The sequence below is a fragment of the Erwinia persicina genome (genome assembly GCF_014838825.1).
In the GTDB taxonomy this organism is placed as follows: Bacteria; Pseudomonadota; Gammaproteobacteria; order Enterobacterales; family Enterobacteriaceae; genus Erwinia; species Erwinia persicina_A.
The window spans coordinates 941,577-956,620 of record NZ_JACYMO010000001.1; the positions used below are offsets into that span (position 1 = coordinate 941,577).

Annotated in this window: 13 protein-coding genes; 4 read left to right on the forward strand and 9 right to left on the reverse strand. The window is 59.5% G+C overall.

Annotation, left to right across the window (positions count from 1 at the left end):
* The first annotated feature begins 38 nt into the window (after positions 1–38).
* Positions 39–1,094, forward strand: coding sequence for a 2,3-butanediol dehydrogenase (locus tag IFU29_RS04340; RefSeq protein ID WP_191932812.1), 1,056 nt, complete (start codon positions 39–41; stop codon positions 1,092–1,094).
* 138 nt (positions 1,095–1,232) lie between these two features.
* Here the strand turns inward: IFU29_RS04340 and IFU29_RS04345 are convergent, their stop codons facing one another.
* The gene (locus IFU29_RS04345) at positions 1,233–1,496 is read right to left on the reverse strand and encodes a DUF2798 domain-containing protein (protein ID WP_191933123.1); all 264 of its coding nucleotides are present in this window, start codon (positions 1,494–1,496) and stop codon (positions 1,233–1,235) included.
* A gap of 127 nt (positions 1,497–1,623) precedes the next feature.
* On the opposite strand from IFU29_RS04345, the gene IFU29_RS04350 reads away from it, so the two are divergent.
* Positions 1,624–2,526 (forward strand): LysR family transcriptional regulator, encoded by a 903-nt coding sequence (locus IFU29_RS04350; protein WP_191932813.1) that lies wholly within the window; start codon positions 1,624–1,626, stop codon positions 2,524–2,526.
* Between the two features lie 30 nt (positions 2,527–2,556).
* Here IFU29_RS04350 and IFU29_RS04355 read toward each other — a convergent pair whose 3' ends face one another.
* The 8 genes from IFU29_RS04355 to IFU29_RS04390 all read right to left on the reverse strand — a co-directional run bounded on the left by IFU29_RS04355 (position 2,557) and on the right by IFU29_RS04390 (position 13,104).
* Entirely contained in the window at positions 2,557–3,378 is an 822-nt protein-coding gene (locus IFU29_RS04355) for an NADPH-dependent F420 reductase (protein ID WP_274604276.1), read from the reverse strand.
* Complete coding sequence (locus IFU29_RS04360) at positions 3,338–4,072, reverse strand: NADPH-dependent F420 reductase (RefSeq protein WP_191932814.1); 735 nt, start codon at positions 4,070–4,072, stop codon at positions 3,338–3,340. The genes IFU29_RS04355 and IFU29_RS04360 overlap by 41 nt, the downstream gene beginning before the upstream one ends.
* 31 nt (positions 4,073–4,103) lie before the next feature.
* Positions 4,104–4,532 (reverse strand): MarR family winged helix-turn-helix transcriptional regulator, encoded by a 429-nt coding sequence (locus tag IFU29_RS04365; RefSeq protein ID WP_244633615.1) that lies wholly within the window; start codon positions 4,530–4,532, stop codon positions 4,104–4,106.
* A gap of 217 nt (positions 4,533–4,749) precedes the next feature.
* Entirely contained in the window at positions 4,750–5,502 is a 753-nt protein-coding gene (locus IFU29_RS04370; protein WP_244633643.1) for a lipoyl protein ligase domain-containing protein, read from the reverse strand.
* On the reverse strand, positions 5,502–7,448 hold the full coding sequence (locus IFU29_RS04375) for a sigma-54-dependent Fis family transcriptional regulator (RefSeq protein WP_191932815.1): 1,947 nt from the start codon (positions 7,446–7,448) through the stop codon (positions 5,502–5,504). Before IFU29_RS04375 ends, IFU29_RS04370 begins: the two co-directional genes overlap by 1 nt.
* A 62-nt stretch (positions 7,449–7,510) precedes the next feature.
* On the reverse strand, positions 7,511–8,146 hold the full coding sequence (locus tag IFU29_RS04380) for a DUF998 domain-containing protein (protein ID WP_191932816.1): 636 nt from the start codon (positions 8,144–8,146) through the stop codon (positions 7,511–7,513).
* A gap of 134 nt (positions 8,147–8,280) precedes the next feature.
* Complete coding sequence (locus tag IFU29_RS04385) at positions 8,281–10,458, reverse strand: TonB-dependent siderophore receptor (protein WP_423244813.1); 2,178 nt, start codon at positions 10,456–10,458, stop codon at positions 8,281–8,283.
* Between the two features lie 456 nt (positions 10,459–10,914).
* Positions 10,915–13,104, reverse strand: a complete 2,190-nt coding sequence (locus tag IFU29_RS04390; RefSeq protein ID WP_191932817.1) for a TonB-dependent siderophore receptor — start codon at positions 13,102–13,104, stop codon at positions 10,915–10,917.
* Positions 13,105–13,409: 305 nt separating this feature from the next.
* On the opposite strand from IFU29_RS04390, the gene fes reads away from it, so the two are divergent.
* Complete coding sequence (gene fes, locus IFU29_RS04395) at positions 13,410–14,768, forward strand: enterochelin esterase (RefSeq protein ID WP_191932818.1); 1,359 nt, start codon at positions 13,410–13,412, stop codon at positions 14,766–14,768.
* The gene (locus IFU29_RS04400) at positions 14,761–14,973 is read left to right on the forward strand and encodes an MbtH family protein (RefSeq protein WP_187510115.1); all 213 of its coding nucleotides are present in this window, start codon (positions 14,761–14,763) and stop codon (positions 14,971–14,973) included. The genes fes and IFU29_RS04400 overlap by 8 nt, the downstream gene beginning before the upstream one ends.
* The last annotated feature ends 71 nt before the right edge of the window (positions 14,974–15,044 follow it).

A 15,044-nucleotide genomic window follows, 5' to 3' on the forward strand; every position in this document is an offset into this window, starting at 1 on the left:
AATGGACAGGATGTTGACCAATCTCAAGGGAAAAGAAGATGAAAGCAGCACGTTGGTATAAAGCACATGACATCCGCATTGACGATATCGAAGAGCCTGAGGTTTCAGCCGGTAAGGTGAAAATAAAAGTGGCCTGGACCGGCATCTGCGGCAGCGATCTGCACGAATACCTGGCCGGCCCGATCTTTGTTCCGGTCGGCAAGCCGCACAAAATCAGCCACGACATTGCTCCTATCGTGATGGGCCACGAGTTCTCAGGCGAAGTGGTTGAGGTTGGTGCTGGCGTCAGTAAATTTAAAGCGGGCGACCGTGTGGTGGTCGAGCCAATCCTTGCGTGCCGCGAATGCGAAGCCTGCCGCGAGGGCAAATACAATCTGTGCGGCGACCTGGGCTTCCACGGTCTGTCCGGCGGCGGTGGCGGATTCTCGTCATTTACCATGGTCGATGAGCATATGGTGCACCGCATGCCGGACGGTCTGTCTTACGAACAGGGCGCGCTGGTGGAACCTGCCGCCGTGGCCCTGCATGCCGTGCGCATGAGCAAACTGAAAGCCGGGGATAAAGCGGCGGTATTTGGTGCCGGCCCGATTGGTCTGCTGGTGATTGAAGCCCTGCGTGCTGCGGGTGCCTCGGAGATTTACGTCGTCGAGCTGTCGCCGCAGCGCGCCGAAAAAGCCCGCGAGCTGGGGGCTAACGTGGTCATCGACCCGGGCAAGCAGGATGCGGTAGCCACCATTCGTGAACTGAGCAAAGGCGGCGTTGACGTGTCGTTCGAAGTGACCGGCGTGCCGGTGGTGCTGAAGCAGTGTATTGATGCCACCCGCTACGAAGGCGAAACCATCATCGTTTCCATCTGGGAGGGCGAAGCCTCCTTCCACCCGAACAGGGTGGTACTGGCCGAACGCAGTGTGAAAGGCATCATCGCCTATCGCCATATTTTCCCGGCGGTGATGGAGCTGATGACCCAGGGGTATTTCCAGGCCGACAAGCTGGTCACCAAACGCATTGAACTGAACGATTTGGTGACCGAAGGGTTCGACGCGCTGGTGAAAGAGAAAAACCAGGTGAAAATCCTGGTCCGTCCACCGCAGTAACTGACTGCTCAGGGCAATCCCCCGCTGGGATTGCCCCACTCTCCCGCCCGCCCCCGTCCACAACGGCATTCATCTACCGCGCCATTAACGTGCGCGACGCTCACAGCGTGCCGCAAACAAACAGAAGCTCAGGCTGACTCAGTGACCGTGCACCGTCAGCCCTACCAGCCGCATCACCATCGGACGTACAACAAGGATGCAGACAAAAGCCGACGGCATGGCGACTTTATAAGCATTCATCACATTTCCCATGTAATGTGGGCCGATGCCCGATTCCGCCAGCGTGATCACCAGGCTCATTAAAAACGCCATAATCGTTGCCATATACAGCGCAAATATATAGGGTGAAGCCGGTTTTGGCAGGCGGGTGCGGGCACTATTTTTCGCAACAACAGGGGTCATCATCGGGTCCCTTTGGTGGGTGAGTGAAAAACAGCGACTAACCTAACAAGCCGGCCCGGGCGGCGGTAGAGCCGTTATGCTTTATTCATTATTAAGCAAATGTGACGAATCAGAGAGGGAGGGATCGATGGACCTATTGGGGCTGATCGGCAATTTTATCCGCGTGGTGGAAAACGGCAGTATTGCCGCAGCGGCCCGTGCCAGGGGGATGAGCCCGGCGGCAGTAAGCCAGAGTCTTTCCCGCCTGGAAACCCATCTGGGCGTGCGTCTGCTGTCGCGCACCACCCGCAGCATGACATTGACCGAAAGCGGGCAGCGTTATTTTGAGAAAGTGCGCCATATTCCGCATGATATCGACCTGGCCTCGCAGGCAGCATCGATGGAGTCCCGGCCGCAGGGTCCCCTTTGCATCGCGACCACAGCGGCGTTTGGCCGCTACGTTATCGCGCCACTGATGCCCGAATTTAAAGCCTCTTTTCCCGATATTGATATTGAGCTTATCAGTACCGATCGCAACGTCGATCACCGGCTGGAAGGCGTTGACGTCAGTATCCGCATCGAGGCACAGCTGAACGATCAGCTGATCGCCAGGAAAATCGCCTCGCTGCCGTTTATCGTTTGTGCGGCCCCCGCTTATCTGGCGCGCGCCGGCCTTCCCCGCTCACCCGAAGACCTCAGCCGCCACGCCTGCCTGGTGTTCCGCTATCCGACAGACGGCCGTTTTCTTCCCTGGCATTTTATCGTCGACGGCCAGCCTGTTAACGCGAAGCTTAATCCGGAATTCATCAGCGATGATATTGATATTATTGCCAATATAGCCGTTAACGGCGGGGGAATTGCCCGGCTGGCCAGTTTTATTGCCCGGCCACTGATCGCTAACGGCCAGCTCACGGCGTTATTCAGCGCAGACAACAGTGACGGGCGTTACACCGAGTCTTCACCCATGAATATTTATGCCTGCGTCAATGAACGTTCGGCCCTGAACTCAAAAGTCAGGGCCTTTATTACGTTTTTAGAAGACAAGATGTAAGACGATGCGCTGGCGGGCCGCCGGACTGCGCTACATGAACAGTGCCCGGTGCAGGCGAACGAGATAATCCGCATCTGGGTTGGTTTTGTTGTCCCCCATCCGCTCCTGAATCGCCGCCACCGCCAGATCCCGTCGGGCCGGTAAACGCGCTATCTCCGCAGAGGCCAGTGCGGGTCCCATCTCTTCCCGGGTGAGATCGGTACAGTAGCAGGGTGCGCCAGGCTGCTGTCGCCAGGATTCGGCCAGCGTTCCTGCATCGAAGGGATCGAAACCGGTGTCATTCACCAGTTCCATAATCACCGTGCGGCGCTGCAGGGTATCGCCCGCCACGGGAATGGCCAGCCGTGCCGCGCTTTTGCCAGGCAGGCCTTTCTTCACCAACGAGTCCGAACCGATTGCGTTCCACGCCTTGACGATCGGTCGCCCCAGCAGCCCGGCAACCCACAGGCTTTCAACCTGCCCGTTAACGATCGCGCTGATGGTGCCGTCCCGATGCGGGTAATAGTTCGAGGTATCGGCAATAATCACGTCTTCAGGCAGCTGTTGAATAAGCGGGACGAGATCGCTGAGCCGGGTCAGCGGCACCGACAGGATCACCACCTGCACCTCTGCCAGCGCAGCGGCGGCGTCCGTGGCAACCGCACCCGTTGCAAGCACCTCTGCGGCGATCGTTTCTGGCCCACGGGAATTGGCCACCCTGACGCGATGACCGGCGGAGGCCAGTGTGCGCGCCAGCGTTTTGCCGATGTGACCGGTGCCGAGGATGCCGATACGCAGATTTTCTGTGTGTTTCATATTGTGTTCCTCAGGCTCAGGCCGTGACCGCCCGGTTACGTTCAACAATGGCCTCATGCGTGAGCCTGTCGCCCGCTGACATAAATTCCTGCAGCAACGCCTCTCTGTTCAGCGGGGCACGTTCTTTATCGGCCGCCTGAAGCGCCGCACGCAGTCCGTCACTGTCCAGTTCCGTGCAGTAGGCGGGCGTACCGGGCTGCTGCCGCCACGATTCACCGAGCGTGCCGCCGTCAACGGCATCAAAACCGGTGTCACTGACCAGCGACATCACCACGGATTTTGCTGCAGGACTGTCGCCAGCTACCGGGATGGCGATACGCGTTGCAGAACCGGCAGCCACGCCTTTTTCCTTCAGCGTCCCGGCCAGGACAGCATTCCACGCCTTCACCACGGGACGCTGCAGGAGGCCACTGGCGTAAACACTTTCAGGGGTGCCCTGGCGGAGCGCCTCAATATCACCATCGCGGAAGGGATAGTAGTTGGCGGTATCAATGACAATCACCGCTGGCGGCACGTCACGCAACAGGGTGGCCAGTTCAGCATGTTTATCAAAAGGCGTAGAGAGAATGATCACCTCAACATCGCGAACGGCCTCCTGACGTTCTACCGCCGTTACCCCCAGCTGACGCGCCAGTTCCGCGATGGTATCCGGGCTTCTCGAGTTCGCCAGCTTAACAGTGTGACCACACCCGGCGAGTTTATGCGCCAGCGTTGAGCCAATATTTCCCGCGCCGATAATGCCTATGTTCATAAGTACACCTTAGGGTCTGAGTGGAAAAATATTATTTTTCAGCAGGATGCGCGAAATTATTCAGGGTGTCGCGCAGCGCCACCAGCTCTGTCTCTGATAACTGACAGGCTGATTTAATGCGGTCGGTAACGCGCCACAGTTCGGTTTGCAGGGCACTCCCCGCCTCCGTCAGGGTAATCAGCACCCGCCGTTCATCGCTGCGGTCCCGCGTGCGGCAGATGCGCCCGGCGGCCTCCAGCCGTTTAAGAACGGGCGTGATGGTGCCGGTGTCCATACCGAGCTGGGTTCCGATGTCCCCCACCGTGCGCGGCGTGCCGTTAAACAGTTCAAGCATCACCAGATACTGAGGGAACGTGAGGCCCAGCGGATCGAGAAAAGGCTTATGCAGCCGGTTCATGCGGTTCGCCGCGCCGTATAACGCGAAGGAGAGTTGGGTACCGATTTGCTGTGGTGTCTGCATCTTCATTTCCGGTTTTTATCTGTCGCTTGATTATCTAGTGCGCAAGATAAAAGAGTAGCGCAGCTTTTTCCCCGGATAAAGGGTCAGGTATGGGTATTTTGTGCGGTATGCGAAGCCGGTGTCCGGCAGGGAAAGCGGCAAACCGGAGGCCTGAGCAGGCATCCCGCCCGCTCAGGCCTCCGGTCGTTCAGATAACGACCGTGCGGGATGAGCCGGGTCATCCCTGCGCGAGTTGTGCGATGATCGCCTCCGTGACGTCATCCCGCAGATGCGGAGACGGCGCTGGCAGCCTCTGCGCCACGCTGACGGTTTTCGCTGCCTGATAAAAGCGCCCGCTGCCGAGTGCCGCTTCAAACTGGTTCGCCAGACGATGCGCCGCCGTCAGATCGCAGTCCACCAGCAGCACCGCGTGCGCCAGCACTACGTGGCGACGCGGCCCGTCGAAGGACTGGCCGGGTATCGCCTGCCAGTACTGCGCCGTGCCGGCAATTTTACGTGCCGCCGTGCCCTCCCCGCAGGCAAGGTTAAACCGCCCGTCGCAGAACGATCCTTCCACCGCCTGCCAGCCCGTTACCACACCCAGCTCCGCCAGCGCATCACTTAAGATCGCGCACAGATGACGATACACCCCTTCGGCGGCTTCGCCGAGCGTGAGCGCCGTCGGGTACGCCAGGCTGAGGTTGAGGATCCCCGGCCCCTGCGGCACCAGCCCGCCGCCGGACTTACGTAAAAATACCGGGCAGCCGTCAGCCGCAAAGGCCTCACGCACCGCCTCCAGCCGGGCAAAACGCCGGTAGCTGGCGGGCACCACCAGTGACTCTGGCCCGGACCAGATACGGGCGACTTTCTGACCGGCGGCCGCTAACTCAAACAGCCCACTCTCAGCCTGAGTCGGGTCCGCACAGTGCTGCCGTCCCCCTTCAGGAAGTGAAAACGGCCCCTCACCTGTAACAGGAGAAAATGCTTTCATCATTCTCCTTCTGCGCCGCGATCCGGGGCGGTATTCGGCGACTGAATGCCGTAGCGCTGCATCCGGCGGTAGAGCGTCATGCGGCTGATGCCCATCTGACGTGCGACCGCGCTGTGGTTCCAGCGTGCGGCCCGCAGGGACTGTAGCAGAAGCGCGGCCTCCGGTGGGATATCCGTCTGGAACGACGCCGGTTCAGCAGGGCCGGTCAGGGTTTCCGGCAGATCCTGTACCGTTATCTCACCGCCGTCGCTCATGGCCACCGCATACTCCAGCGCATTACTGAGCTCGCGCAGGTTACCCGGCCACTCATGCTGATGCAGACGCTGGCGGGCTGCGACCGTCAGCGAAGCCCGGTTGCCCAGCAGCTTAGCAATCAGCCAGTCGAGATCGTCGCGGTGACGCAGCGCCGGCAGGGAGATCCGCGCCCCCTGTAAGCGATAGAACAGGTCGGCACGGAAGCGCCCCTGTTCAACCCGCTGCTCAAGCGCGTGGTGGGATGCGGAGATAATGCGGATATTGACCGGCACCGGACGCGATGCCCCGACCGGCAGCACCTCCTGTTCGGCCACCACGCGCAGCAGACGCGTCTGCATCTCCAGCGGCATATCGCCGATTTCATCGAGGAACAGCGTGCCGCCATCGGCCTCCTGAATCAGCCCGCGTCGGCCCCGGCTGCCGGCACCCGAAAAACTGCCCGGCAGGTGGCCAAACAGCTCGCTTTCAATCAGCGTCGGGGCTATCGCAGCACAGTTCACCGCAATAAACGGCTGCGACCGGCGTGTGCTGGCCTGGTGAAACGCCCGGGCAAAATACTCTTTGCCACAGCCGGTTTCACCTTGTACCACCAGGTGCAGGGACGCGTTCAGCAGGCGTGACGCACGCTGTAACTGCTGTTGAAAAGCCGGATCGCCCCCGGTCAGTGACGCCAGCGGGGCGGGTAGCGGCGCTGGCACGGTAACGGCCTGCCGTTGAGGCCGCGTTGCCGGTTGTACCGCCGTCACGTACAGTCGCTCCCCGCTGTTGATCCGCTGCAGCTGGCCGTGCCGCCCGCTGGCGCTGGCCAGCCAGTCCGGCAGGCGGTCAACCGAGGTGTGAAACAGCTGTTCGATTGGCATGCCCGGCAGCACACTGCGGCTGTGGGGGGATGGCGCGGTCAGGCCCAGCTCCTGTTCCAGCATGCGCTGCGCACGGTGGTTGTGCCCCACCAGCCGGCCGCCTGCGTCGATGGCAATCAGATAGTCCGGGCTGACCTCCACAAACGGCGTTTCCGCACTGAGCTTCAGTATCCAGTCGTGACGGTGCCGGTACTCAAACCACGCATTTTCAATCCGCTGCGCGCAGAGCCTGGCGAGCTGCAACGCCAGCTGCTGACCGGCTTTTGGCTGCGGCGAGGTCAGCGCAGAGACATCGAGGATGGCGTACAGCTGTCCCTGGGGATCGAACAGCGGCACCGCCGAACAGGAGAGCGCGATGTGGGTGGCATCGAAATGGTCATTATGATGGACGGTCAGTGCTTTTCCGGTTGCCAGCGCCGTGCCGACCGCACAGGTGCCCGCCCAGGCCTCCGACCAGTGTGCGCCCAGAAACAGCCCGGCGCGACGCAGGCTGATTTCTGCACTGTCATCACCGTAATAGTCGACCGTGACCCCCGTGGCATCCGTCAGCAGCAGGACATAGCCCGCCGGCGCAATCTGCCGGTAGAGCGCCTCCAGGCCGTGACGGGCAATGTGGCGAAACTCCTCCAGCTGCTGGCGGTGCTCACGCAGTTCATGCCACGGCAGGATCCGCGCCGCCTGCATCCGGCTGGGATCCAGCCCGTGATGGTCGACACAGCGCTGCCACGAGTCAAGGATCGTTCTATCGTGCTGGCGCAGCGCCAGGGAAGAGGCATGCTGGCTGACGGTGGCAGCCACGGCGGCGATATGTTCACGCTGGCTATGATTCAAGACACTCTCCTCTGGAACCTGCGCGGAGGCGCAGTGGGGTGGCAGGGATACCTCTGCCAGCGTTATTTAACGACACGATAACGGGACCCCGCCAGCAGCAACGACACTCCGGTAACGATCTGCCACAGGGTGATGGGATAGACAGCGGCCCGCTCAATCAGGCCGACGGGCACGGGAACCCAGGGGATCGCCAGCATACAGACCAGGCCACAGCCCCCCAGTATCAGGCTGAAAGACGCATAAACCCCGGATACTCGCCGCCCTGCCAGGCCCACGGCGATGAGGCAGAGGTTACCGCCGCCAATCGCCATGACTGCGCCGATCTGATGCAGCGTGATGCCTGCTGCCGGGCCGCCGCTGTGGAATAGCGCAATTAACACTCCGCCGGTGCCGTGAAGACCCCCTGCCAGCAGCGCGGCCCCACCGGTCAGACCAGGGACCTCCCGGCGCAGCAGCCCGCAGGCCAGTATAAACAGCAGCCCTTCCGCCGCAAAGCCAGCATTCATTACGTCGTGCAGCGGAGAACAGATTTGTGGCCCGCAGCCCGGGATCCCCAGGTCGCTGATATAGTTTTGGCTGTAACGATAGGCCGGGTGATGCCAGGCCAGCGCGCTGAGGCGTTCTGCCAGCAAATACAGCAGCCCACCCGCAGCAAAACAGAGTGCGCCAGCACGCTGACGGCCCGTTAATGACGACATAGTCTTCTCCTGTTTCGGCTGCACTCAGTCTGACAGAGCGCCCAAAAAAAACCACCGCAACGGGGTGGTTAACGGGCAATCATTCTGCACTGCAGCGTCTCGCCGTCATACAGCGGTAAGCGCTGTCGCGGCCATTACCAGCGATAATTCACTGAGGCGACAATGTTGCGACCGGTACCATAGAAGCAGGCCTCACTGCCGCTGCAGGAGGCGACGTAGTGCTTGTCGGTCAGGTTCTGCACGTTCAGCTGAACCGTGGTGCCTTTCAGGCTGGCCACCGCCTCGCCCAGTTCATACTTTGCCATGGCGTCGTACAGTGTGAAGTGCGGCACCTCGTCAGTCCCGGTACTGTCGGCAGGGGCATCGCCCGTGTAGCGCACGCCCGTCCCCACGGTCAGGCCGCTTAACACGCCATCCTGGAAGCTGTAGCTGCCCCATGCTGAGGCCGCATGGCGCGGAATGCTGGCAGGGCTGTGCCCCAGCTGCGTAGCGTTGTACGTCTCTTTGGTGACTGCATCCGTATAAGTGTAGGCGGCAATCAGCTTCACTTCCGGCGTCGGCTGCGCATGAATTTCAGCCTCGAGGCCCTTCGATTTAACCTTACCAATCTGCTCGTTATACTTGGTTACCGGGTTAACGGAGGTGATATTTTTCTGCGTAATATCAAACACGGAGACGGTCATCACCGTATTCGAGCCCACAGGCTGGAACTTCACCCCCAGCTCGGTCTGCTCACCGGTCGTCGGTTTGAACGGATCGCTTCCCGGCTCTCCGGTGCTGAGGTTCGGCTCAAACGAGGTGCTGTAACTGACGTAAGGCGACAGCCCGTTATCAAAGGCATACAGCAACCCGGCGCGACCGGTCAGCTTATTGTCGTTCTGCTTCTCATCGGTGGCGGACAGACGGTTAACCGTGCGGATCTGGGACCAGTCATTCCGGCCGGAGAGCACCAGGTTCCAGTGATTCCACTCCATCTGATCCTGCAGATAAACGCCCACCTGGTGTAGCTGCTTCAGCGTATTACTGCTGACGCTCATATCACCCTCGTCCACGTCCACCCGGGTCGGGTTCGCCCAGTCAAGCTGATACTGGCTGGAGGTGTGACGGGACAGGGTGCTGGCAACACGGCTCCAGCGATAATCCAGCCCGCCCAGCAGCGTATGCCCGACGTCACCGGTCGCAAACAGCCCTTTCAGGTGGTTATCCACCCCCACTTCGTTGGTCATCACCGTTTCGTGCTGGGGACGACGCTCAATAGTGTGATCGTTCACCGGAGAACTGGTGGTGTAGACCATATATTTATAGTCTTCATCACGATGGGTGTAACGGAGGTTTTGGGTGAACGACACGGCTTCATTGAAACTGTGATCAAATTCATAGCCCACGGACGCCTGTTCCCGTCGGTTGCCGTAGTAATTCGGGTCGTTGATATTGAAATCATACGGAATATAGCCGGTGCTGGCCGCTTTCAGCGTCCCGGCCATCGGCAGGAAGTTGCGCGAGCCGGCTTTCGGATCGTTCTGGTAGCTGGCGAGCAGGGTGAAACTGGTGTCGGCATCCGGCAGCCAGGTGATGGCAGGGGCAATGGCGACGCGCTCCTGCTTATTGTTTTTGACGTCTTCATGCCGGGTGCTGGCGATGCCGTTCAGGCGATAGAACAGCGTGCTGTCGTCGTCCAGCTGACCGCCGAAGTCAAAGGCAGCTTCCCCCTGATGATGATTACCGCTACTGAGTTGCACTTCACGCACGGTTTCCGCGGTTGGCCGCTTGCTGGTCATCACCACCAGCCCGCCGGGGCTGACCTGTCCGTATAACACGCCTGCCGGGCCGTGGACCATCTCCACGCGCTCTAACAGCCACGGGTCGATTTGCCCTGCGCCACCGCTGGAGCTGGAGAGGCCGTAGTGCAGGCCATCCAGCAGTTTCGGCGCATAGCGAAAGCCCCGGCTGATAATTTCGTCGTTACGATTGGAGTTACCGCGGTAATTAGTGACCACGCCGCTGGTGTAGCTCAGCGCATCAGACACCGAAGCGGCCGCCTGGTCATCCATCTGTTCGCGCGTCACGACGGAGATCGACTGCGGCGTTTTGCGCAGCGGCGTGGCCGTTTTGGTGCCTGCCGCACTCTCCTTTGCCACCAGCCCGCTGTTACGTCCGGTGACGCTTTCACGGGTTTCTGCCGTCACGGTCAGGGTATTTTCTGTGGCGGCCTGAGACACCGGTACCCCCACCAGCGCTGAAGCCACTAACAGGCGCAAACTGGCCTTACCAGAGGTTACTGCCACACCAGGTCGTGCCTGGGCTTTCATCATTTTAGTCATGAATTGTCATCTCGTCTGAAACAGCCTTGTCTGCGAAAAGCACCGGTAAAGCCCACCCATCCATTAATATTTCTGACTGGCGAGGGCTGAATCCCAGCGTGGCGCGAGTCATGCCTGCCCGCACTCACCCCGCGATCAGGGTAAAAAAACCTGACAAAATACAGCGTTATCGCGGCATTAAGCGAAGTTGCGATGCATAGTAATGCAAATGTAAATCACTCTCAATAGCATTTGCATTAGCTTTCCTTATCCCGCAGGCACGATAGCGCAGCAAATAAATGCAACAATATGTAAATCAAAGAAAATTAACGTGTCGAACGAGAGACATCCTTCCGGCCCGAGGGCCGGGAAAAAAACAGGAAGAGGCAACGGACAGGGAACAGGCAAAAAAAAGCCACCCGTTGGGGTGGCTGCACGATGATCTTTCACGCGGGTCGCCGGCGGGAATTACCAGCGGTAGTTGACTGAGGCGACAAACGTCCGCCCTGCCCCATAGAAGCAGGCATACTGACCGGCACAGGATGAAACGTAATGCTCATCCGTCAGGTTTTGCGCATTAAACTGCAGCGTGGTGCCTTTCAGCGCCGGAACAGCCTGGCCCAGCTCATACTTCACCATCGCGTCATACAGCGTGTAATGCGGCACAGTATACTCGCCGATGTCATCCCCCGGCGCTTTCCCGACATAGCGAACCCCGGTACCGACGGTCAGGCCGTTCAGCGCGCCGTTCAGGAAGCTGTAGCTGCCCCAGGCCGACGCCGCATGGCGTGGAATGGCGTTCGGGCTGTGGCCCACTTTATCCGGGTCAGTGGCGCTTTTAGTCACCACGTCGGTGTAGGTATAGGCCGCCGTCAGCTTAATTTCCGGGGTGGGCTGCATATGCAGTTCAGTTTCCACCCCCTGAGAATTCACTTTACCAATCTGCTCATAGGCATTAGTCAGACGGTTATATGAGGAGACGTTCTTCTGGTTAATATCAAACCAGGAAACGGTCATCATGGCATCGACGCCTTTCGGCTGGAATTTCACCCCGACTTCGGTCTGTTCCCCGGTCGTCGGCTTCAGGGGGTCGGCTCCCGGTGCGGCCTGTTCCAGCACCGGCTCGAACGAGGTGCTGTAGCTGACATAAGGGGAGATGCCGTTATCGAAGGCGTACAGCAGACCTGCACGACCGGTAAAGGCGCTGTCGTTATAGGTGATGTCCGATCCGCCGGTGGTCTGATCCTGATTGCGCACCTGCGACCAGTCGTTACGACCGGACAGCAGCAGGTTCCAGTTATTCCACTCCAGCTGATCCTGCAAATACACGCCGTACTGATTCAGGGTCTTTTTAGTATCGGTCGCCAGCGCTAACAGACTTTCGTCCACGTCCACGCGGCTCTGGGTCCTCCAGTCCATCGGGTAGCTGCTGCCGTAGTCACGGTACAGCTTGCTGTTGATATGGGAGTAACGATAATCAAAGCCGGTCAGCACCGTATGCTGCACCTCGCCGGTGTCGAACACGCCTTTCAGCTGGTTATCGACATTGAACTCGTTGGTCATCGCCGTTTCATGCTGGGCCAGACGCGTCAGGGTATGGTCGCCATCGTCGACGTTGTACACCAGATATTTGTAATCTTCATCACGGTGGGTGTAACGCAGGTTCTGGGTAAATGATACCGCCTCATTAAAACTGTGCTCCAGGCTGTAACCGATGGAGGTCTGCTGGCGCTTTGATTTGGCAAAGTCGGAATCGCTGACGTTCAGATCGTAAGGAACATAGCCCGCTGCAGTGGGATACAGCGTCCCCGCACGCGGCAGAAAGTTACGTGACCCCGCTTTCGGATCGTCCTGGTAGCTGGTTAACAGGGTGAAGCTGGTGTCTTCGTTTGGCAGCCAGGTCAGTGCCGGAGCAATCGCCATACGCTGCTGTTTGCTGTTTTTCACAAACTCGTTCCGGGTACTGGCAATGCCGTTCAGGCGGTAAAACAGCGTATTGTCATCATTCAGCTTGCCACCAAAATCAAAGGCCGCTTCGCCATAGTGGCGGTTACCGGTACTGAGCTGAACTTCATGAATGCTTTCTGCCGTGGGGCGCTTGCTGGTCATCAGCACCAGGCCGCCCGGGCTGACCTGGCCATACAGCACCGAGGCCGGGCCGTGAACCAGTTCCACGCGCTCTAACAGCCAGGGATCGAGCTGCCCCGCCCCGCCGTTTTCTGAAGAGAGACCGAAGTGCAGACCATCCAGCAGCTTGGGAGCATAGCGAAACCCGCGGCTGATCACTTCGTCATTACGGTTGGAGTTACCGCGATAGGTGGCGACCACGCCGCTGGTGTAGCTCAATGCATCAGCCACGGAGCGTGCATCCTGGTCATCCATCTGATCGCGCGTCACCACGGAAATCGACTGCGGGGTTTTGCGCAGCGGCGTGGCGGTCTTGGTGCCGGAGGCGCTCGCTTTCGCCACAATCCCTTTGTTGGGCGCAGTGACACTTTCCTGGCTTTCTGCCGTGACCGTCATCGTACTGTCGGCATCGGTGGCGGCCTGCGCGGCAGGAGCGATAAACAGTGCCGATGCCAGTAATAAACGCGTGCTGTATTTATCAGAGAATGCTGCAATGCCTGGTGATGCCTGCTTTTTAATTTTATTAAACATGTTCTGTTATCCCGTCTGAACAGACTTGCCGATAAAAAAAACGTTAAACCCCGCCAATTCATTAGTTGCGCTGATTGGCTGCGGTGGTCAGAAAGAACCCCCTTTGCCACTCCTGGCGTCAGTTCCTCTTCCCTTCTTAAGAAAACCCGTAATGACGCACAAATAACAGGCTCTTTAGAAAGTTGCGACGCATCTTATTGCAAATGCAAACTATTCTCAATAGTATTTGCATTAGCGTCATTTACTGTAAGAGAGATTAAAGTCTCTCTGTTTACGTCATTAAATGTAAATCAAGGAAAATTATCGTGACAACACGGCACAGACTATGGCCGCTAAGTCAGCCCGCAGGCAGCACCGCAAAATGGCTGGCCGCCGGTGATGCCGGTGAAGATCGCTGGTGGCAGGAAATCGCCGCGCACGGTACACCGCGGGTGGAAGCGGTGCGTGAAGGGTGCGTCAGGATGACCTTTCTCTGGCGCGATCCGGCGGGGGACGAAACCCGGTCGGCGATACGCCAGGTCTATATCGACATTAACTGCGTGACCGATCACCACAGTCCGCAGCCGCAAAGTTTGCAGCGTTTACCCGGCACCGATGTCTGGCACTGGTCAACGGAGATTGATGAACACTGGCGCGGCAGCTACAGCCTGATCCCGGTCGGGGCCGACCGCCTGCCCCCGGCCTTCAGTGACGATCACGACACGCGGCGAAAACAGCAGCGAGAATGGTGGATCTCCCTTTTCCCGCTGGCGATCGCCGACCCGCTTAACCGCTGCGCCCCCCATTTCAACAGTCGCGGACAGGCCCTGTCCGCCGCCCATATGCCTGCGGCACCCGACCAGTCGCTGTGGCATGCGCCGGATGCCGGACATCCGCTGCAGCCCGATGCAGAGCGCCTGCACACCTTCAGCTGGGACAGCATCCTGCTCGGCAACCAGCGCCGAATCTGGCTCTTTACCACCGGCACGTTCCCGGTCGCGGAAGACAGTCCGCTGGTGATCCTGCTGGATGGCCAGAACTGGGTAGAGGGACAACCCCTGTTTTCTGCCCTGCAGGCCGCCACCGGCAGTGGCCAGCTGCCCGCCGCCTGCTGGCTGTTTATCGATGTGATCAACGGTGACTGGCGGGAAAAAGAGCTGCCCTGCAATGCCGCGTTCTGGCGGGCTGTACAGGAGGAACTGCTGCCGCTGGCACGCAGGCACGCGGCCTTCAGCGAACGGGGTGACCGCACGGTGGTGGCCGGCCAGAGCTATGGCGGGCTGGCTGCGATGTATGCCGGACTGCACTGGCCTGAACGCTTTGGCCGCGTCCTCAGCCAGTCCGGATCGTTCTGGTGGCCCAACGTCCGTCTGGTGACCCATTTTGCTGAGGCTCAGGAACACGACATGGGCTGGCTGACCGAACAGGCGATCAACGGGCACCTGCCTGACAGCCACTTAAAAATCTTCCAGGAAGCGGGCGATCGCGAAGGCGATATGGCCTGGGTCAACCAGCAGATGCGCAAGGCGCTGCTGGCGGCCGGACATGATATCAACTTCCGTATTTTCTCCGGCGGGCATGATGCCCTGTGCTGGCGCGGCGGGCTGCTTGACGGCTTACGCTGGCTGCTGGCCGACTTAAACTCTCCACAATTTATGGCAGGAACAGGTAACAACCATGACTGAACAACTCAATCCCTTCGATGATGAGAGCCTCGACTTCCTGGTGCTGCTGAATGCGCGCCAGCAGTACAGCCTGTGGCCTGCTTTTTCCGATGTGCCTGCCGGCTGGCAGACCGTGGCCGGCCCGACGACGCGTGTGGCCTGTATCGCCTATATCGAAGAGCACTGGCAGGACATGCGCCCGGCCGGGTTGAAAACGGCGGGTTAATGGTGCAGTCGTTGCCCGGCGGGGCGGGCGGAAAAATTCACGCCGCCCAGGGGCTGACCTGCTGTTTCAGT